An 18,921-nucleotide genomic window follows, 5' to 3' on the forward strand; every position below is an offset into this window, starting at 1 on the left:
CGGGGAGTCCCGCCTTCGAATCCTATACCTACAACACAATGAATATGAACTTAAAGAAACGCGCTCGGATTCTAGCGGGCGTACTCGCGGCGGGGATCGCTTGCTCCAGCGCCAGCGCCCTTAGCTTCACCTTTTCGCAAGGCGGTTTCGCGGAAGGAGCCACCCTGACGGGAAGCTTTTCTGGAGACGACGACAATGGAGACGGTTACCTCTCCCACCTTCCGTTCGCTCTCCCAAGCGCGATCGAGGAGATCACGAGCTTCAGCCTCAGCTTTTCCGGCAACTCGCTGGTGGGGGCCTTCACGCTGGGGCTTTCGGAATTGGAGGGCCTCTCGTTCAAGCTAGGTGGGGACGCCTTGATTGGAAATGACTTCGATCCAGTGCTGGGCCCCGAGGGCTTGGCGGTCTTCGATGGGGCGACGGGGAGCTACTTTTTCGCAGGCGAGGTTTTCACCTCCCTCTCTGGAGCGCAGGGCGAGGTCGGAAACTTTTATTCTCTCTCGATGGACGTTTCCTCCAGCGGGGCTTCCGCGGTGGAGCAGGTTCCCGATGCGGGAAGTTCTGCGGCCTTGCTAGGGGGCGCCATGCTCGGGCTTTTGGCGATCGGCCGTCGTTGCTCGCGTAGCGGCTAAACAATGTCGGTCGTTGCGGGTAAGCTACGTTTTGCGGTGGTGAGCAGCCTTCTTTTTGGGGGCTGCTTGTTGTCGTTTGTTGCGGGGCGCTGGAGCGCTAGCGCAGGAACGGGGGAGTGGGGAGCAAGCCAGGCTCAACCAGGGCTGGAACGCGTTTCTACCGAGCCTCGTTCCTCTTTGCCTGCGCCCTCTGGTTCGATCCGGGCCACTCAGGACTCGGTCGAGGTCGAGTCGCTGGCCAGCCCGCCGGCGGAGCTCGAGCGGAATACGCTCTTCGGAGCCTTGCTCGAGCGTCAGACCTTGGAACTGCGGGAATGGGCGGAGACCGATCCGCTAGGGGCCATGCGACGGGCGGGCTTGGCCCGTTTCAAGCAAGACAGGCTCAGCTTGCAGCGAGCGGCCCTAGAAGGCTGGGCCCGCCAAGACCCCTTGGCCGCAGCCCGATACGCGGCCGATTTCGCTCTGGAGGAGCGGGAAGGCGCTTTGTTCGCCGCTCTGCGCGGGGCGGCGATCGAGCCGGAGGGAGCCCTCCAGGTGATGGACTTTCTGGTGGAGGAGGCTGCCTTGGAGGGAGCGGCCCTGCGGCGCGCCAAATTGAGTTTGGTGTCGGCTCTCGCCCAGCACGGGCACTTCGGGGACGCGGTGGGCTTCGCCCGAGCGGAAGGGGAGGCCGCCCAGCGTGCGGTGTTGCTGGAAGCCGGCTTGTCCCAATGGGCCCGCTTTCAGCCCGAAGCGGCAGTTTCCAGCGCCATGTCCATCGACAATGCCCAGGAGCGCGAAGCCGCGTTTTCAGTGGTGACCGCGACTTGGGGCGGCGTTGATCCGGGGGGGCTGGCTGAGTTTGCGGATGAATTGCCGAAAGGCCGCCAGCGGTCGGAGGTCATGAGGCAGGCTTTGCAGCAGTGGGTTGCCCGCGCCCCGCTGGAGGCCGCGGAGTGGATGGAGGGGAGGGAACCCGCCGCGGAGTTGGACACCGGCGTGCTCGCCCTCGCCACTCATCCCTACCTGGCGGAGCGAAGCCCGCTGGTCGCGGTGAGTTGGGCGGAATCGCTTTGGGACGAAAATTTGCGGGCGAATACCTTGTCGCTGGTGGTGAAGCAATGGGCGGCCACGGATCGACGGGCCGCGATCGCCTACGTGAGAGAAAGTCCCGAAATTCCGCTTGCGGAACGCCAGGAGCTGCTAGCCCTCTTCGGGGAGCCCAAGGAGTTTGGCATCGACGGGAGCTTGCAGCGGTAGATTGGGCTGCTGCGGCGTTTTTTCCCGAGGAGCCTGGGGCGTTTCTAAGAGGTATTAGGCAAACTCTCGACTTGAAAGCGTATCGGGGAGCGCTCAACTTCATCCGCTTTTCGAATGGAGACGGTAAATAAGCGCAACTTTAGCATCATTGCCCATGTGGACCATGGGAAGACGACTCTGTCCGACCGTCTGCTGGAATACACCAACACGGTTGCCCAGCGTGTTCTCGAGGCCCAGCACCTCGACTCTATGGACCTGGAGCGCGAGCGTGGCATCACCATCAAGAGCCATCCAGTGACCCTCGTGTACCCGGCCAAGGACGGCACGACTTACCAGCTCAATTTGGCGGACACTCCGGGGCACGTGGACTTTTCCTACGAAGTGTCTCGCAGCTTGGCGGCTTGCGAAGGCGCCCTGCTCCTGATCGATGCCGCCCAAGGCGTGGAGGCCCAGACGGTGGCCAACGCTCACCTCGCGGAAGAGCAGGGGCTGACCATCATTCCGGTCATCAACAAGATCGACCTGCCCAGCGCCAACCTCGAGCTTTGCTTGCAGCAGCTCGAGGACCTGTTGGCCATCCCTGCCGAAGATGCGATTCTCGCCAGCGGAAAGACGGGAATCGGGATCGAGGATATCCTGGAAGCGGTGGTTACCCGCATCCCTCCGCCGCGCTGGTCCGACTACGAAGCGACCCGTTGCCTCGTTTTCGATTCCGTTTACGACGCTTACCGCGGGGCGATCGCCTTCGTGCGCGTCTTCTCCGGATCGATCAAGCCCAAGGACCAAGTCCTCATGATGAGCGACCACACCCGAGCGGAGGTGAAGGAGGTTGGCGTGTTCACTCCGGCCCAGCAGAAGGTGGATTCCTTGCAAGCGGGCGACGTGGGTTACCTGGTGTGCAACATCAAGAACCCGGCCGATATCAAGGTGGGCGATACCATCACGCAAAACGCCAACCCGGCCGCCCAGATGCTTCCCGGCTACAAGGAAGTGCGGCCCATGGTTTTCAGCGGCATTTATCCTGTGGAGACGCAGGATTTCGAGAAGCTCAAGAGCAGCATGGGCAAGCTACAGCTCAACGACGCTGCCTTCAGTTTCCAGGCTGAGAGTTCGGTGGCGCTTGGTTTCGGATTCCGCTGCGGATTTCTTGGCCTCCTGCACATGGAGATCATCCAGGAACGCATTCGCCGCGAGTACGGGGTGGATATCATTTCCACGTATCCGAGCGTTGTTTACAAAGTTAAGAAGTCGAACGGCGAAGAGATCGAAGTCGACAATCCGATCAACCTGCCGGACCCGTCGCACATCGAAACGATTTTCGAGCCTACCATCGTGGCTCACATCCACGTTCCCAACGATTGCGTCGGCGACATCCTGGCGCTCGTTATGGAAAAGCGCGGCTCCTGCGAACGCACCGACACGCTCGATGGCACCCGTCTGATTTTGGAGTGCATTTTGCCGCTCAACGAAATCCTGGTCGACTTCAACGACCGGCTGAAGAGCATCACCCGCGGCTATGGTTCCATGGAATACGAGCTCGGCGAATACCGTCCAGCTAAGCTGGTCAAGATGGACATCTTGGTCAACGGCGAGCCGGTGGACGCGTTTTCCTCCATCGTGCACAACGAAAAGGCGCACACCAAGGGAGGCGAGCTCTGCACGAAGTTGGCGGACATCATTCCGCCGCACCTCTTCAAGATCGCGGTGCAAGCGGCGATCGGCGGCAAGATCGTGGCTCGCGACAACGTGCGTACCATGCGCAAGGACGTGACGGCCAAGTGTTATGGCGGCGACATCTCTCGTAAGCGCAAGCTCCTCGACAAGCAGAAGGAGGGTAAGCGCAAGATGAAGAACATCGGCAACGTATCCATTCCGCCCGACGCCTTCATCAAGGTGTTGAAGAACGACTAGTGAGTAGGAGCGAGCTTGCTCGCGATTATTTCTCGTTTCAGTTGGTTTCTTTCGCGACCAAGGTCGCTCCTACTTGTTTTTTTCGCTCGCGGGATCGAAGCGGGCTGGCCAGTGTCTGGCTTTCCTCAAGCGAAGCCCTATGTTCTCCTTGTTTAAATCCGAATCCACCAAGTTGCGGGAAACCGCCAAGAACTGGCTCTACCACGCGGGTAAGGTCTACCACTTTCGCAAGGACCGCTTGAGCGATTCCGACGTTTCCGAGCTGCTGCGGAGGAGCGAAGAGGTGAAGGCTGGCATGAAGGACAAGTCGGAGTCGTCCGACAACCGCTTGCGCTCCTCCATCGAATCCTTGAAGGAGCACATGGAGCAGGTGGGAGGGAACTACTATCCGCGCGGCTCCATGGCGGAGAACGTGGAGTTCTTCTTCGCGGCCCTTATCATCTACGTCGGCTTCACTACCTTTTTCATCAAGCCCTTCAAGATTCCGACCAATTCGATGTGGCCCAGCTACTACGGAATGACGGGCGAGGTTTACGCGGACGAGGACGAGAAGCCGAACGCCATCGAAAAGGCCTTCCGCTTCGTGGCCTTCGGGGCGAAGCACTACGAGGTGGAGGCTCCTGCTAGCGGCGAGTTGCTGATTCCTATGGTCAAGACCGGCAGCGGATCCTATCGACTCTTCGAGCGGCCCGCTAACGTGAAACGCTATTTCGTCATGAACGCTCCCGGCGTGGAGCGGGTGCTCTACGTGGGCAAGGAAAGCGTTTCCTTCAAGTACCCGGCGGATTTCAACATGGACCGCCAAGTCTTGCTGCCCTTGCAGGAAGCGGACGAGGAATCGCCCTTCGATCGCTTGTTGGAGCGGGGCAGCCTCAACCAGAATGCCTTTGCCGGCACGGCGAACGAGGTGGTCTACGACCCGCGCTCCGGACGCAACGTGAACGTGACGGTCCACCTGCTGCGCACGGGCCGTCAAGTCGAAGCAGGGGAGAGTCTGCTGTCCTTCGACCTGATGACCGGCGACCAGCTTTTCGTGGACCGCATGTCCTACCATTTCGTGTCACCAAAAGTTGGTGACGGCTTTGTCTTCAAGACGGACACCATCCCTTCAGTGGCCGAGGACAAGTTCTACATCAAGCGCTTGGTCGGCACCCCAGGAGACAGGGTTAAGATCGAAGGCACGACCTTGTACGTGAATGGGGAGCCGGCGACGGGATCGGTGGCGTTCGACAAGAATTCCAAGATGCAAGACAACTACGGGGGCTACACCACGATGAAGGGACGAGGTCCCTTAGCGGTCGATTTATCGACCGAGCAAACCGTGCCGGAGAGGCACTTCTTTGCCATCGGCGACAACAGCCACAATAGCTCGGACGGTCGCGTTTGGGGGTATGTTCCGCCGGATGCGGTCGTAGGGCGTCCGGTCATGATTTATTACCCCTTCACCAAACGTTTCGGTTTGGCCCAGTAGGGTCTGTAGGAAGCGGCCTTGTCGAAGACCGTGAGCCTGCCGACGGTGCGCCGAGGTCAGCGCTTAGCGCTTTTTCCTTTGGATTGACGCGAATCATCGCGTGACAACGGGCGTCGCTCGTATTCGCGCTAGGCCTCGTCATGAGCACGCGTACCGCAAAATTAATCTGTTTCTCATGGCGATGCGGACCGGGTGGCACCGGTCCCTCCAGAGCAAAAATAATGGAGGGACGACTGCCACGTCGTCCGCGCTGCAGGAGAACTCCAATCAGTAATCCGTAATTAATAATGCTCAAAAAACTCCGCGTCCTCAAATCCTCCGTCGCAGAGCCTGAACCTCGCCGAAGGGCGGTTGAGACACTGTCCTGGTAGGGCGGACTGGCCCAGTCCGCCGCGGAGAAATGATCCTGCAACGCGGCTGTCTGGGCCAGACAGCCCTACCCTCGTGCATGCAGGAAACAGTTTTAATGGCACCCGAAAATCTGGGCGACCTGGAAGGTCCCGCCACTTTATCAGCAATCCGCAATTAGCAATCAGCCATCAACAATCCACCTCCGCGTCCTCTGCGTCCTCCGCGGTTTAAACCACACAAGCCGATCATCGGAGTAAATCAGAGCTATCGGTGGTTAAAAACAAACCAGTCCAACGGTGTCTTGGGACAAGCCACCCTACCGCAAGCCTCAATCGCGCGACGCGGTCTGGACCAAGGTCCAACCCTACAAATACCCGAAATAGTAGACGGCTCTTGGTTCTGGCCTAGTTGCGGGAGTAGGACGTTTCCTTGGGGAGTTCCTTAATCCTCGGCTTTGTTCGCTGAGAAGGGGCGCAAGGTAGGGTCAGCGTTACGGTTGCGCCTTTGCCGAGGCCTTCGCTGCTGATTTGCAGGTGTCCGCCCAGGTTCTTGGCCGCGTTGGCGCAGCTGTGCATGCCGAAGCCATGTCCGTCGGGTTTGGTAGTGAACCCATGGGTGAAGATCTTGCGTTCGTTTTCTTCGGAGATGCCGACTCCGTTATCCGTAATCTGGATACGAACGTTGGCGCCTTGGTCGATCCGGTGGGCGGATAGGTAGATCAACCCGAGGGGCTTTTGCGATTCGATGATGGACTCCTTCGCGTTCTTGATGAAGTTGGTGACCATTTGCAGGAGGCTGTGCTTGTCGGACTCGATCTCGAGTTCCGGTTCGAAGTCTCTTACGATTTCGAAGAGGGAGTGTTCGAGGTCCCCCGTGATCATCTCCAAGGCGTCGTCTATCAGCTCTTCGATCTTCACCGCCTGCAGCACTTCGACGGTTTTGGCGTGGGCCTGTTGGGTGGCGATGATCTTTTTTACGTGCTCGATGTTTTCCTGCATGCATTCCACATCTACGCGGTAGTGGGAATTGTCGTCGCTCAGCACGGCAGAAAGTTGGGTGAGGTAGGCCGGGATGGCTTTGCCTTTGGGGTCATTGGTCAGGAAGTCCGCCAAGTCATCTTGATGCTCGTTTATCATTTTGGATACACGAACCAACTTGCTCACTCTTTCCTGGGAGAGCCGCTCCGAAAGGGACAGCAATGCCACGTTGATGCTGTTGAGCACGTTGCCGACATTGTGCAGCACGTTGGTGGCGACCTCGGCCATGCCCGCCTTGCGCGAGGTGCTCATCAGCAAGTCTTGGGCGCTGCGAAGTTCTTCGAGGGTCGTCGAGAGTTCGTTGGCGTTTCGTTGCAGCTCGCTGTTTTTGCTTTCGATTTCCTGGGTGCGCTCGGCTACCATCTTTTCCAGCTTGAAGTTGGTCTTCTTCAGGTTTTGGGCGAATAGCCCGTATCCCAAATACAGTAGCGCGAGGAAAAGCAGGATGTAGCAAAGGTATGCGAGCGGCGTCTCGAAGAAGGTGGGAGCGATGGAGAGGGCGACCGTTAGTTCCTGAGGGGCGGTCGATTCGTTGGAGCGGGACCGCACTCTCAAGGTGTAGTCGCCGGCCTCGAGGCGCGTGAAGCTGATTTCGTTGGAGGTGCTCCATTTGGACCAGTCGCTCGACATTCCTTCGAGCAGGTACTGGTATTGCGGGACTTTGACGGTGGCGGAGTTGGTGCTCCCCACGCGGATGGAGAGGCTGCGGCGGTCGCTTGCCAGCTCGAGCTTCTCCGGGTTGTTGCCATGGCCAGGATTTTGGTAGTAGGTGGAGGAGCCTTCGATGTCAGAAACTTCGAAGAGGAAGAGGCCTTGCTTAGGCGAGTCGCGGGGAGGAGCCAACAGGGAGCCGTTGACGTGGAAGAGTTCGGAGGCGGTGAGGAGTAGGGCGTCGCCGTTGGAGAGGAACTTGAACTGGTTGAAGAATTGGTCGCCGACGTGTCTGAGCGAACTCGAGTCCTTGAGGTAGGTTCCGTCTTCTTGCTTCCACAGGATGTAGTTGAAACTGTCATACGACGCCCAGATGTTTCCTTTCGGGTCGGTCGCGACGCGGTGGAAAATGCCGGTGGAAGGGAGGTAGGCCTCGATGATGCTCGACTTTGCGAAAGCGTTGCCGCGGGGCTGAAATTCGAAGATTCCTTTGCTGCTAGTGAAGAGGACTTCTCCTTCGTGTTCCCAGACGGCGATCCAGTCGGTAGGGAGTCCGCTCTCTTGCTTGAAAAGCTGGTACTCGATAGCTCCGCCCTGCACGCGGGCCCTCCCAACTTGTCCGATTCCGATCTCCAGCCAGAAGGTGTCGTCTGCCGCGCGAGCGATCTTGTTGATATGGCCGGCTTGGTGGGGAACTTCGCTGAGGATCTTCATTTGCTCGCCCTGACGCTGCAGGACGAGGAGGGAATCGGCGGTGGCGGCGAAAAGGGTATCGGGATCGTTTTCGAAGGGGGTCATGCGCTCGATGTACCCGGTTCTACCCAGCTCGCGGGCGATTCCCTTTTGCAAAAGGTGGGTGTACTTGCCTCCTTGGAAGTAGATGCCGTCGCGGGTGGCGGAGGCGGCGACGATGGAACGGTCGAGTTCCGGCGTGGTATCGACGAAGCCTTGCAGGCTGCCATGTTCGCTGAAGTCGGGTTTGAGGAGCCTCCCATTGGTGCGGAGGTAGATTTGCCCGTCGACTTCGTGGGCGATGGGATATTCGACGCCGGTGCTGAGGCGCTCGTCGATCTGGGAGAGGGCGCTGTTGACGATGACTTTGCCGACCGTGGAATTGAATTGGACCCAGAGGGTTTGGTTTTGGTCGAGGTGGAGGGCGTTAGCGCTGACCCAGCGGTAGTCGAAGTCGCGAGCGAGGGTAGATAGGGTTCGTCCTTCGCGGTTCACGAAGTAGATACCTTTGTGGGCAACGCTGATGGCGAGCCGGTCTTCGGAAATAAACTCGAGATCGCGTATGGCGCCGCCGGCCTGGAAGGGAAAGGGGCTGTAGTCGGCCAGTTGCCCATCGGCGGCGATGCGATAGATCTCGTTGCTCTCGGTGGTGAAGTAAGTTTCGCCGGATGGGTTCGTTTCGATTTTGAGAATTACGTGCTTGTCGACGAATTCCTTGAAGGCGGGATGCGGGGCGTAGTCTTTGCCTTCGAAGACCAGGATCCCGTCCCGAGTGGTCGCGAGCAGCAGCTTGTCCCCGTAGATGGCGGAGCCTTTGACCCATGAGTCGAAGGCGATGGCGCCATACTCTTCGGTGGCGAGGTTCAGGTAGGCGACGCTCCGTTCTCCTAGAAAGTAGAGGGTGTCGCCCTGGCGCAGGATTTTGGAGTAGAACTCGCTGCTGTACTTCGTGAGCGGCTTGTCGTTGATGGGCTGCAGGCGGATGCCGTTCTCGTTTTGAAAGTCGATTTTTCCGATGGTGCCGTATCCGGCAGCGTAGACGCCGTTCTCCGTCCAGTAGAGCGAGCGGATCTTGTCTTGGGTGGAAGGGGTGCTGAGCACGTGCTTCCAACGGGTCCCGTCGAAGGTGTGCAGGCCGTTTTCGCAGCCGAAGAACAGGCGCCCGTCGGGAGCGGTCGTGATGAAGTTGGAGCGGGAGCTGTTCTCGATATCCTTCTCTTCGTAGATTTGGTAAAAAGGAATCCCGTTCAGGCGAGGGGGGCTTGGAGGCGAGAGAGTGTCGGCGCTCAAGGTGCCGATCAGGGCGAGCAGGAGAGGGGCGAGGAGGCGCTTCATCTTGCGGATTACCTTTAGTTGGAAGAGTGGGAGGACTTTGCGGCCCCGCTGATCCACCTCTCGAGGGTCTCGGCCAACTCGTTAACGCGCAGCGGCTTGGTGAGGAAGTCGTCCATGCCGGCGTTTTTGCACTGCTCGCGCACGTCGGAAAAGGCGTTGGCGGTGAGGGCCACGATGGGCACTTCGCTGCGAGGCGCCGTCGACTGGCGAATCTTTTGCGTCGCCTCCATGCCGTCGAGTTCCGGCATTTGCAGGTCCATGAGCACGAGGTCGAAGTCGTTGCTGGTGGCGGTCTCGAAAGCTTCGCGTCCGTTGGTGGCCAGGGTGACGTGCACCTTCATTTGCTGCAGGAAGCGTTTGCCGAGCTTGCGGTTGATGGCGTTGTCGTCCACCAGCAGCACTCGTTTCTCGCCAAAGTCCTTTTGCACTGCCTTGCGCACGCTGGCAGCCTCTTCGGTCAGGGTCTGGCTTTTTTCGATGGCCACGCCCTGCACGTCGTCTTCGGGAAGCGGCAGCTCCAGCAAGAAGGCGAAGCAGGAGCCTTCGCCCAGTTCGCTGGTCACGTCGATCCGGGCGGACATGGCGTCAGCCAGAAGCTTGCAAATGGCAAGTCCCAGCCCGGTGCCGCCGTATTCGCGGGTGGTGGAGGAGTCGGCCTGCATGAAGGCGGAAAAGAGGCGCTCGATCGTTTCGGGCGACATGCCGATGCCTTGGTCTCGAATCTCGATGCGGAGCGCGACGGACGTGTCCTTGATCGCGTCCGCTTTGATGGCGAGGCTTACGGTGCCGTCGCGGCCGAACTTGAAGGCGTTGTTGAGCAGGTTGAGGATGACTTGGCGGATGCGGGCGGGATCGCCCACCACCAGCTCGGGCAGCTTGTCGTCGTGCTGCAGCTCGAGCTTGATGTTCATCCGGGTGAGGGCGGTGTCCATCAGGCTGGTGCATTCCTTGGCCAGCTCCTTGAGCGAGAAGGGGATCTTCTCCAGTTCCAGCTGTCCGCTCTCGTACTTCGAGTAGTCGAGGATGTCGTTGATGATTATCATCAGGGCGTCGCCGCTCTTTTGGATGATATTGGCGAACTCGAGATCGGACTCCGGGAGGGTGGAGCTGTGGTTGAGCATGTGAGAGGCGCCGATGATACCGTTGAGGGTGGTGCGGATCTCGTGGCTCATGGTCGCGAGAAAGCGGCCTTTGGCCCGTTCCGCCGCCCGCGCTTCGGCCACCGCGACTTGCAGCTCGGAATTGAGGGCGTTGAGCTGCTGGTTCGCTTCGGAGATTTGTTGGGTGCGCCTTTCGACCTTCTGTTCGAGAGCGGCAAGCAGGTCCCGGGTCTGCTTTTCGGTATGCCACTTTTCGCTCAAGGCGACCGCAAGTTGGTAGACCTCGGCGTGGTCGAAAGGCTTTTTCAAGATGAGCAGTCGATCCGTATGCCCGACCCGCTCGATGATTTCGCGCCAGGAGTAGTCTGAGTAAGCGCTGCAGATGACGAGTTGGATGTGCGGGTCCGCCTTGGATATTTCCTCGACGGTCTTCAATCCGTCCCAGCCGGGCGGCATGCGCATGTCGACGAAGGCTACGGAGTAGGGGGCGCCTGCTTCTCGCGCGTCCAAGATCCGCTGCAATCCCTCTTCGCCTTGGTAGGCGTGGCCGATTTCAAAATCGAACTGGGTGCCGCTGATCGGTTCCGCGGGAGTCTCCTCTTCGAACATGAGGCGGTCCAGCTCCTCGAGGGCCAGTTCGCTCTCGCTGGAGCTGGCGGGAGAGAGCACTTTCTCGAAGTCGGAATGAATCGATTCGGTATCATCGATAACGATGATGCGCCGAGGCAGCGCGTTGGAACGCTGCTCGCTCATTTACGGAACAGTGGGCATGCTGCGAGTCGTAGCATTAGCGATAAGATATGAGTCAGGGATGGGGACGTAGGATGGGAATCCTCGCGTTTGATAAGGCCTAGACTTCGGCGTCTCCGCCAGCTTTCTGAGCGTAAGGGGCCCAGCCCTCGCGCTTTTGAAAGGTGTTTTACCCGCCTAGGTAGAATTTTCAGGGACGAATCACCCCGATTACGGGCAGGGGCCGACCTCGGAATGGAACCGGGCGGCCCTTTGAATCGTCGCTGAAGCAAGGCCGAACTATGTCTTTAAATCTCAAGGGCTTTAGCCTTGACATCGAAGGGGTCAAAAAGGGTATTAGCCCCCTTTCTGACAGCGGTTTGCCTGCCCTGTCGTGCCTACTTTTCCGTTCCCTTTCCAAGGGGATACTTGCGCCAAGACGAACACAGAGTTTTAACAACTACCACTCAAACCATGTCCCTCCGGTCCTTTCGTCTGGGCGGCCTCACTTTTGACATATGAAATCGATTATCTCGTCTCTCACTTCGAAGACTGGACTCCGACTCGCGATGGTCGGAGTTTTGGCGTCTCTGGTTTCCGCCGTTTCCCACGCTAACGACGAGCGTGGCAAGCAGCTCTACGCGAACTGCGTGGCCTGCCACCAGGCGGACGGTTCCGGAATGAAGTTGCTGAACGCTCCTGCGATCGCGGGGCTTTCCGAGAAGTACATCGCCAACCAGATCCAGAAGTTCAAGCTCGGTCACCGCGGCGGGGACCCCAAGGATGCGACTGGTTTGCAAATGCGCCCCATGGCGACCCTGCTGACGTCCGAAGCGGACATCGCTGCGGTTTCCAAGTACATCGCCTCCATGGAGCCGAAGCCAGCGGAAGCCACGATCACCGACGGCAACGCGGAACGCGGCAAGACGCTCTACGCCACTTGCCAAGCTTGCCACCAAGCGGACGGCTCGGGCAACGACCTGCTCAATTCCCCGTCGCTTCTCAACCAGCACGACTGGTACCTCGCGGCCCAGCTGCACAAGTTCAAGGAAGGCGTACGCGGCTCCAACCCGCAGGACACCACGGGAGCTCAGATGCGTCCGATGGCCATGATGTTGGCTGACGAGCAAGCCGTTAAGGACGTGGTCGCCTACATCCAGTCTCTCAACAAGTAAGACCTTACTTTTCTCCTCCTTCTAACCGCCTGACAGAAAAATGAGCGAAGAGCCCGCCGAAATTGATCCTCAACAAGAGCACTACGTGTACGCCATTACGCGTCGTCTCTTCAAGTATACCCTGGTTGGGACTGTATTGTTCGCAGCCACGATTATCGGAATCTGGTATCTGTTCCATCTCGTCGCTTAGGCAGCCTGACAGCTGAGTCTTCGTTTCTAACCTAATCCGTCTCCCATGCTAGAGTACTTTCTTCCTAGAGCATCATCCTTTGCCGGAAGCATCGACCACTTGTTTGATCTGATCACTTACCTGGTCATGTTCTGGTTCGTGCTGACCATGGCGTTTTTCTTCTACGTCGTCTTCCGTTTTCGGGCCAAGCCCGGCCAGAAGGCGCAGTACATCACCGGCGAAACCCATAAGCAGAAGCAGGCTGTCGAGATTCCTCACTACCTGATCCTCCTCTGCGATTTGGCGATTCTCTTCTACACCTTCAAGGTCTGGCACGAGGTCAAGATCGACATGCCGGAATACGACGAGCAAGTGCGGGTGATCTCCCAGCAGTGGGCTTGGACTTTCGAGCATGCAGGCGCGGACGGGGTTCTGGACACCGACGACGACATCAAGCTCATCAACGAGCTCGTCCTCAAGAAGGACACCCAATACCAGTACGAGCTGCAAGCCTTGGACGTGATGCACAGCTTCTCCATCCCTGTCTTCCGCCTCAAGCAAGACGCGGTGCCGGGCCGCAAGATCTTCGGCCACTTCAAGCCCATCCTGGAAGGGGAGTGGGACGTACAGTGCGCGGAAATGTGCGGCTACGGGCATGGTTTCATGCCGGCTCGGGTCAAGATTTTGGCGGCTGACGAGTACTACGCCTGGATCGCTGAACACACCCCTGCACACCTCAAGCAAGACACTGCTTACGCTAACACCGAATCTCAATTGAAGGAGGCGCCAAACAATGGCTGATACCGCAACTGCAACGGCTGGCGTCGACCATCACGACGACCACGGCCACCACGAATCTTTCTGGAGCAAGTACTGCTTCTCCACTGACCACAAGATCATCGGATTCCAGTACCTGTTCACAGGTATGGCGATGGGACTGATCGGAGGCTTTTTCTCCTACGTCTTCCGCATGCATCTTGCCTTCCCAGGCTCCTCCATTCCTTTCTTCGGAGTGGTTTCGCCTGCGGCCTACAACTCGCTGGTCACCAATCATGGTACCATCATGATCTTCTGGGTGGCGATGCCGGTACTGATCGCCGCTCTGGGTAACTTCCTCATCCCGCTGATGATCGGATGTGACGATATGGTCTTTCCGAAGATCAACCGTCTTTCCTACCAAGTCTTCCTTCTCAGCGCCATCGTGCTGATCGCTTCCTTCTTCGTCCCACAAGGCGGATTTGGCGGCGCATGGACGGCTTATCCTCCACTGTCAGCAGAATCCCAATACAACGGAACGCCCTTTGGAGCGCCCATGTGGTTGATAGCGGTGACGCTGGAAATCGTGGCCTTTCTCTTGGGCGGTATCAACTTCATCACTACGGTCATGAACGCTCGCGCCAAGGGGATGAAGCTCTACGACATCCCTATGGTCGTTTGGATGATCGTCATCGCCTCCATCCTCTTCATGGCCTCGGTTGGTCCACTGGTAGCGGGCGCGGTGATGCTCCTCTTCGACCAGACGCTGGGCACCGGTTTCTTCGATCCGGCCGCTGGTGGCGACCCTGTCATGTGGCAGCACTTGTTCTGGTTCTTCGGCCACCCTGAAGTTTACGTGGTACTGCTTCCCGCGATGGGCGTCGTGATCGAAATCATCTGTACCTTCTCTCGCAAGAAGCTCTTCGGCTACAAGATGATCCTCTACAGCTCCATTGGCTTGGGTATTTTGAGCTTCTTCGTTTGGGCTCACCACCAATTTATTTCCGGGGTCGATCCGCGGGCAACCTACCTCTTCACCACGACCACGCTGCTCATTTCCATTCCGGTCGCCATCATGCTTTTCGCCATGATCGGAACCCTTTGGGGCGGCTCCATCCGCTTCACCACTCCGATGCTCTTCGCCCTTTCGTTCATTGCCGAGTTCTTGATCGGCGGCGTGACGGGAATCTGGCTCGGATCCAGCGGTACGGACATCTACTTGCACGATACCTATTTCGTCTTGGCTCACTTCCACTACACCTTCGTGCCGATCGCTATCATCGGAACCTTCTCGGCGATCTACTACTGGTTCCCGAAAATGTTCGGTCGCCACATGAACGAGTTCTGGGGCAAGATTCACTTCTGGGGAACGGTTATTCCCTTTAACGGAATCTTCCTTCCGCTCTTCGTCCTGGGAGCTGCCGGTCAGCATCGTCGTATCGCCGGTTACACCGCTTATCCTGACCTCTATACCGAGAACTTCCAGGACCTGCGCGTCTTTGCCACGGGTTCGCTCATCGTTCTCATCCTTTTCCAGATCCCGTTCTTCGTGAACTTCGTGGTCAGCTTGGTACGTGGACGCAAGGCCGAGGCGAATCCTTGGAAGGCGAACACCTTGGAGTGGGTTGCTCCATCGCCCCCACCGCATGGCAACTTCGGAGACAATCTCCCCGAAGTCTATCGTGGTCCCTACGAATTCTCGGTCGAAGGACGCGAGAAGGACTACTGGCCGCAAAACGAGCCTGAAACAGCCAAGTAATTCAACCTAATCCCTCTCTCGATACAATGGGTCATAAAATCATTGCAACTGGCAGAAGCCGTACCGGTATCCCGACAGGCCGCCTCGCGGTCTGGTGGGTAGTCGGCTCTGAAATCGTCATTTTCGGCGGCCTCATCGCGGCCTACCTCCTCAACCGTTTCTTGCACGGCTCCTGGGAAGTGTCCGCGGCCTACACCAATACCTTCATCGGCGGCGCCAACACCTTTTGGCTGCTGACTTCCAGCTACTTCGTGGTCCTCGCTCACGCTGCGGCGGAAAAGCGGGACGCCAAGACGGCGAGAAAGTACATTTGGTACACCATCGGCCTCGGCGGATTGTTCATGGGATTCAAGTCCTACGAGTATGCCACCGAGATTTCCCACGGCTTCACGCTCTTCACCAGTAACTTCTGGAGCTTCTACTACACTGCCACCGGCCTTCACGGATTCCACGTGCTTTGCGGCATGGTGATCATGGCCATCATTGCGGAGAAGGACATCAAGCACGAGCAGAACTGGCACCGCGTCGAGAACATCGGCATCTACTGGCACTTCGTGGACATCGTCTGGATCTTCCTCTTCCCGCTGCTCTACATCGCGAAGTAGTTACAACTTAGATACGGAATTTTTAGAAATGGCATCAGAAAACCATCCAAGCTACTTCAAGATCTACATCATGCTGCTGGTCCTCTTCGTGATCAGCGTGCTGGGGCCGGAAATTGCGGAGATTTTCGACATGAAAGGGGCCCCGCGCCTCGTGCTCGTTCTCGTGACCGCATTTGGTATCGCCCTCGTCAAGGCTTACTACGTTCTCGCCTACTTCATGCACCTGAAGTTCGAGAAGATCTACGCTCCTTACTTGCTGCTCTCCATGGTGGCTCTGCTCTTCGTTTTCTTCTTCGGAACCGCAACGGATTCCATGAAGTCCGAAGGGCACAACTGGGAAAAGCTGCCGATCGTCTTGCCGGAGGACAAGGGCTTCGATCACCACGGCGAAGCCCATGGTGACTCGCATGGGGCGGAGGATCACTCTCACGACGACCACAGCGGACACGCCCACTAGGCGGGACCATTGACCAAAGGAGGAGGGAAATGAGATACGCGGAAGCAGGAATTCATGGCGAGGGCGGTTCGGTACGCGAACCGGCCCTTTCGAACAGCGTTCTAGGAGTCATCGTCTTCATCATGGCGGAGATGATGTTCTTCTTGGGATTGATCAGCGCCTTCATGATTTCCAAGGCGAACGCGGTCGAATGGCCTCCCCTGGACCAGCCGCGCCTTCCCATCGGCGCGACTGCCTTCAATTCGGTCGTGCTTTTGGCCAGCGGTCTGACCATGTACCTGACGGGCCGCGTGTTTCAAAACGAAGGCTTTGGCGCCAAGAGCAAGCGGCTCTTCCTTCTGACCTTGGGCTTGGGAACCTTTTTCGTTCTCTTCCAAGGGTTCGAGTGGGTTCGCATCCTCAGCCAAGGCCTGACCCTGCAGTCCAGCACTTACGGAGCCTTCTTTTACCTCATCATCGGCGCTCACGCCCTGCATGCGATTGGCTCGATCGTGGCTCAAGTACGGCTTTTCTTGAAGTTTCGCAAGGGCACGCTGCGTCTGCAGAGCTTCCGGGCAGGTCAGGCCTTCTGGTACTTCGTTGTCGGACTTTGGCCCATCCTCTACGTTCTCGTATACCTCAACTAGTGACTCCGCAATGAAACGATTTTTCGAAGGTAACTCCCTGAGCAAAGCGATCGTTTTCCTGGCAGCCCTGGGCTTAGCGGCTTCCGCGGAAGCCTGTTCCGTTTGCGCGGTTGGCAAGGAAGAGGCCCGCGCGGCTTATTATGCCACCACCGCGATCCTCAGCTTCCTGCCGCTCATCATGATCGGTGGAGTCGTTTATTTCCTTTTCAAGAAGAAGCGGTAAGGCAAGCCGCCTCGCTGCTGGATTGGAGGAATACGATTCGTTGCAGCGGTTTTTTTTTAAACCGCGGAGGACGCAGAGGTGCTCCTGCATTGTTGTTTTGACCACGAATGGACGCGGAGGGATTTGGTTGTAGGAGCGACCTTGGTCGCGATAACTGATGGCCGACACTGTGGCGGGACCACATGTCTCGGCGTAGCCGTCGTTGGCGAAGACGGATCTTGGTCGCGTGAGATGTGATTTTGTTAAAACCACCGATAGCACTGATTTGCACCGATGATTTGGTTGTGTCTTTTGAACCGCTGAGGGCGCAGAGGACGCGGAGGTGGATTGTTGATGGCTGATTGCTAATTGCTAATTGCTGATTTCTGATAAAGTGGCGGGACCTTCCAGATCGCTCAGATGGACGGGTGTCATTAAAACGGTTTCCTGTTTTCAAGAGGGTAGGGCTGTCTGGCCCAGACAGCCGCGTTGCAGGATCATTTCTCCGCGGCGGACTGGGCCAGTCCGCCCTACCTGGACCGTGTTTCAACCGCCCTCGGCGAGGCTCAGGGCAGGCATTGAACACGGATCCAGCGTCGCCCTTTGGGCTATGCCGAGACAAGTGGACGCGTGAGATGTGATTTTGTTTAAACCACCGATAGCACTGATTTGCACCGATGATCGGGTTGTGCGGTAGGTTTCTGGTTTGATCGGGTTGTAAATTTTAACCGCCGAGCAACTGTGTCACTGAGCAAGCTGTAAGTTAAGTTTTTTGAACAGGCTTTGTATGTGTATGAGCATCTTCCTCATTCCAGCGACGATGGCGCACTTGTACGGCTTGCCCTTGTCCCTGAGCTTCTGGACGTAAGGTCTTATCACTTCGTTGTGCACCGCAGCAGTTTTGGTCGCCATGTAGAGGCACCGTCTGACTTTGGCTCTACCCTCTTGGATGCGTCTTTTCTTCTTGGTCTTTCCGCTGTCGTCGTTGAAGGGGGCGATTCCAGCCAAGGCGACGATCTGGTTCCTGTTGAGGGACTCGATCTCGCTGAGGTGCGCGAGCAGGGTCCAAGCCGTGACTTCGCCCACGCCGCAGACCGAGAGGGCGATGCCTTGCTGGGAGCGCATCTTCGCGTCGCTTTGGACGAGCTCCCTGATGTCCTCTTCGATCGTCTCAAGCTCGTTCTGCACGATCGCGATCATGCGCTCGATGGATGGGTGGATGAGAGGATCGCTGTTTTGCCGCCGGTTTTTCTCGCGGCTTAGCTGTTCGCTCAGATGGCTTCTGCGGTCGAGCAGGGCGGCGAGCTGCTGGCGTTTTTCGCAGGGAGGCGTTTGGGGTCGTATGTTCTTCTCTTTCGCGAAGTTGCGAATCATGCGCGCGTCGATGGGGTCGGTCTTTGCCTTGACCCCCTCGCTCTTGGCGTAGTGTCGCACTCGAGCCGGGTTGACCCTGGCGAAGGGGAGGCCCTTGGCGAGGAGTTGCTGCATGAGGATTCGCTCGTATCCGCCGGTCGCCTCGAAGACGGCCAAGGGCGTCTTGAAGGTGGCGATGTGGTCGGTCAGCTCGCTAAGGGCGTCTGCTTTGTTGGATACGCTGAAACTTCGCTTGTCGCTGAGCGCTTCAAGTGTATCTTTCGATATGTCGATTGCGATAATGTCGTATTCGGTGGGATTCATGGCTTGTATCTGTCTTGTAGAGGTGAGCTCGCGTCTTTGATGACGGGCTCTTTCAACTGTTTGATATCCAAGCCAGGTCGCTTCGAGGGATCGCTGCTCAGCGCTGAGCTCGCTCAATGAGGGCTCCGGACGCAGATTGATCTCACTCGAAACGCGTTCGGACCGGTGGCCGCCGGTTCGAACGATCCTGGCATCCTCTGAAAATGCCATTTGCAGAGGGCTTTTCGAGCCCTTCCTCCGACGAGTTATGGACTCATTCTCGGAAGGGCTCAAAAAGCTGGAAATCAATGGTGGGGAACCTACAAGG

15 protein-coding genes are annotated in these 18,921 nt (G+C 57.8%); 12 read left to right on the top strand and 3 right to left on the bottom strand.

All coding sequences use genetic code 11. The features are described 5' to 3' along the window. Nucleotides 1-38 precede the first annotated feature (38 nt). From IEN85_RS10035 to lepB, 4 genes are all read left to right on the top strand, one after another. Entirely contained in the window at nucleotides 39-632 is a 594-nt protein-coding gene (locus IEN85_RS10035) for a VPDSG-CTERM sorting domain-containing protein (RefSeq protein WP_191616965.1), read from the top strand. Between the two features lie 177 nt (nucleotides 633-809). Then, nucleotides 810-1,871 carry a hypothetical protein gene (locus IEN85_RS10040; RefSeq protein ID WP_191616966.1) on the top strand — a complete coding sequence of 354 codons (1,062 nt, stop codon included), beginning with the start codon at nucleotides 810-812 and terminating at the stop codon, nucleotides 1,869-1,871. 114 nt (nucleotides 1,872-1,985) lie between these two features. Further along, the gene (gene lepA, locus IEN85_RS10045; protein WP_191616967.1) at nucleotides 1,986-3,782 is read left to right on the top strand and encodes a translation elongation factor 4; all 1,797 of its coding nucleotides are present in this window, start codon (nucleotides 1,986-1,988) and stop codon (nucleotides 3,780-3,782) included. 148 nt (nucleotides 3,783-3,930) lie between these two features. After that, complete coding sequence (gene lepB, locus IEN85_RS10050) at nucleotides 3,931-5,253, top strand: signal peptidase I (RefSeq protein ID WP_191616968.1); 1,323 nt, start codon at nucleotides 3,931-3,933, stop codon at nucleotides 5,251-5,253. Between the two features lie 755 nt (nucleotides 5,254-6,008). Here the strand turns inward: lepB and IEN85_RS10055 are convergent. Next, nucleotides 6,009-9,359, bottom strand: a complete 3,351-nt coding sequence (locus tag IEN85_RS10055) for an ATP-binding protein (RefSeq protein WP_191616969.1) — start codon at nucleotides 9,357-9,359, stop codon at nucleotides 6,009-6,011. A 14-nt stretch (nucleotides 9,360-9,373) separates the two neighbouring features. Continuing rightward, nucleotides 9,374-11,212: a response regulator gene (locus IEN85_RS10060; RefSeq protein WP_191616970.1), complete on the bottom strand. Its 1,839-nt coding sequence runs from the start codon at nucleotides 11,210-11,212 to the stop codon at nucleotides 9,374-9,376. 494 nt (nucleotides 11,213-11,706) lie between these two features. On the opposite strand from IEN85_RS10060, the gene IEN85_RS10065 reads away from it, so the two are divergent. Genes IEN85_RS10065 through IEN85_RS10100 form a run of 8 tightly spaced genes read left to right on the top strand, consistent with a single transcriptional unit; the run spans nucleotide 11,707 to nucleotide 16,958 of the window. After that, nucleotides 11,707-12,363, top strand: coding sequence for a c-type cytochrome (locus IEN85_RS10065; RefSeq protein WP_191616971.1), 657 nt, complete (start codon nucleotides 11,707-11,709; stop codon nucleotides 12,361-12,363). 40 nt (nucleotides 12,364-12,403) lie between these two features. Beyond that, nucleotides 12,404-12,553, top strand: a complete 150-nt coding sequence (locus IEN85_RS10070; protein WP_191616972.1) for a hypothetical protein — start codon at nucleotides 12,404-12,406, stop codon at nucleotides 12,551-12,553. 45 nt (nucleotides 12,554-12,598) lie between these two features. Then, nucleotides 12,599-13,333: a cytochrome c oxidase subunit II gene (locus tag IEN85_RS10075; RefSeq protein WP_191616973.1), complete on the top strand. Its 735-nt coding sequence runs from the start codon at nucleotides 12,599-12,601 to the stop codon at nucleotides 13,331-13,333. Further along, nucleotides 13,326-15,047: a cytochrome c oxidase subunit I gene (locus IEN85_RS10080; RefSeq protein ID WP_191616974.1), complete on the top strand. Its 1,722-nt coding sequence runs from the start codon at nucleotides 13,326-13,328 to the stop codon at nucleotides 15,045-15,047. The genes IEN85_RS10075 and IEN85_RS10080 overlap by 8 nt, the downstream gene beginning before the upstream one ends. Nucleotides 15,048-15,073: 26 nt before the next feature. Further along, nucleotides 15,074-15,652 (top strand): cytochrome c oxidase subunit 3, encoded by a 579-nt coding sequence (locus IEN85_RS10085; RefSeq protein WP_191616975.1) that lies wholly within the window; start codon nucleotides 15,074-15,076, stop codon nucleotides 15,650-15,652. Between the two features lie 28 nt (nucleotides 15,653-15,680). Then, nucleotides 15,681-16,109, top strand: a complete 429-nt coding sequence (locus IEN85_RS10090) for a cytochrome C oxidase subunit IV family protein (protein WP_191616976.1) — start codon at nucleotides 15,681-15,683, stop codon at nucleotides 16,107-16,109. Nucleotides 16,110-16,138: 29 nt separating this feature from the next. Next, nucleotides 16,139-16,735, top strand: coding sequence for a cytochrome c oxidase subunit 3 (locus IEN85_RS10095; protein ID WP_191616977.1), 597 nt, complete (start codon nucleotides 16,139-16,141; stop codon nucleotides 16,733-16,735). A gap of 10 nt (nucleotides 16,736-16,745) precedes the next feature. Next, nucleotides 16,746-16,958 (top strand): hypothetical protein, encoded by a 213-nt coding sequence (locus IEN85_RS10100; RefSeq protein WP_191616978.1) that lies wholly within the window; start codon nucleotides 16,746-16,748, stop codon nucleotides 16,956-16,958. A 723-nt stretch (nucleotides 16,959-17,681) separates the two neighbouring features. Here IEN85_RS10100 and IEN85_RS10105 read toward each other — a convergent pair. Continuing rightward, nucleotides 17,682-18,824 (bottom strand): IS110 family RNA-guided transposase, encoded by a 1,143-nt coding sequence (locus tag IEN85_RS10105; RefSeq protein WP_224772532.1) that lies wholly within the window; start codon nucleotides 18,822-18,824, stop codon nucleotides 17,682-17,684. Nucleotides 18,825-18,921 lie beyond the last annotated feature (97 nt).

The organism is Pelagicoccus enzymogenes (assembly GCF_014803405.1).
Classification (GTDB): Bacteria; Verrucomicrobiota; Verrucomicrobiia; order Opitutales; family Opitutaceae; genus Pelagicoccus; species Pelagicoccus enzymogenes.

What these genes read in the sequence shown, in the direction of transcription:
- IEN85_RS10035 (WP_191616965.1), top strand. Translation starts at nt 39, where the DNA reads ATGAATATGAACTTAAAGAAACGCGCTCGGATTCTAGCGGGCGTACTC.
- lepA (WP_191616967.1), top strand. Translation starts at nt 1,986, where the DNA reads ATGGAGACGGTAAATAAGCGCAACTTTAGCATCATTGCCCATGTGGAC.
- IEN85_RS10055 (WP_191616969.1), bottom strand. Translation starts at nt 9,359, where the DNA reads ATGAAGCGCCTCCTCGCCCCTCTCCTGCTCGCCCTGATCGGCACCTTG.
- IEN85_RS10060 (WP_191616970.1), bottom strand. Translation starts at nt 11,212, where the DNA reads ATGAGCGAGCAGCGTTCCAACGCGCTGCCTCGGCGCATCATCGTTATC.
- IEN85_RS10065 (WP_191616971.1), top strand. Translation starts at nt 11,707, where the DNA reads ATGAAATCGATTATCTCGTCTCTCACTTCGAAGACTGGACTCCGACTC.
- IEN85_RS10070 (WP_191616972.1), top strand. Translation starts at nt 12,404, where the DNA reads ATGAGCGAAGAGCCCGCCGAAATTGATCCTCAACAAGAGCACTACGTG.
- IEN85_RS10075 (WP_191616973.1), top strand. Translation starts at nt 12,599, where the DNA reads ATGCTAGAGTACTTTCTTCCTAGAGCATCATCCTTTGCCGGAAGCATC.
- IEN85_RS10080 (WP_191616974.1), top strand. Translation starts at nt 13,326, where the DNA reads ATGGCTGATACCGCAACTGCAACGGCTGGCGTCGACCATCACGACGAC.
- IEN85_RS10085 (WP_191616975.1), top strand. Translation starts at nt 15,074, where the DNA reads ATGGGTCATAAAATCATTGCAACTGGCAGAAGCCGTACCGGTATCCCG.
- IEN85_RS10090 (WP_191616976.1), top strand. Translation starts at nt 15,681, where the DNA reads ATGGCATCAGAAAACCATCCAAGCTACTTCAAGATCTACATCATGCTG.
- IEN85_RS10095 (WP_191616977.1), top strand. Translation starts at nt 16,139, where the DNA reads ATGAGATACGCGGAAGCAGGAATTCATGGCGAGGGCGGTTCGGTACGC.
- IEN85_RS10100 (WP_191616978.1), top strand. Translation starts at nt 16,746, where the DNA reads ATGAAACGATTTTTCGAAGGTAACTCCCTGAGCAAAGCGATCGTTTTC.
- IEN85_RS10105 (WP_224772532.1), bottom strand. Translation starts at nt 18,824, where the DNA reads ATGGCATTTTCAGAGGATGCCAGGATCGTTCGAACCGGCGGCCACCGG.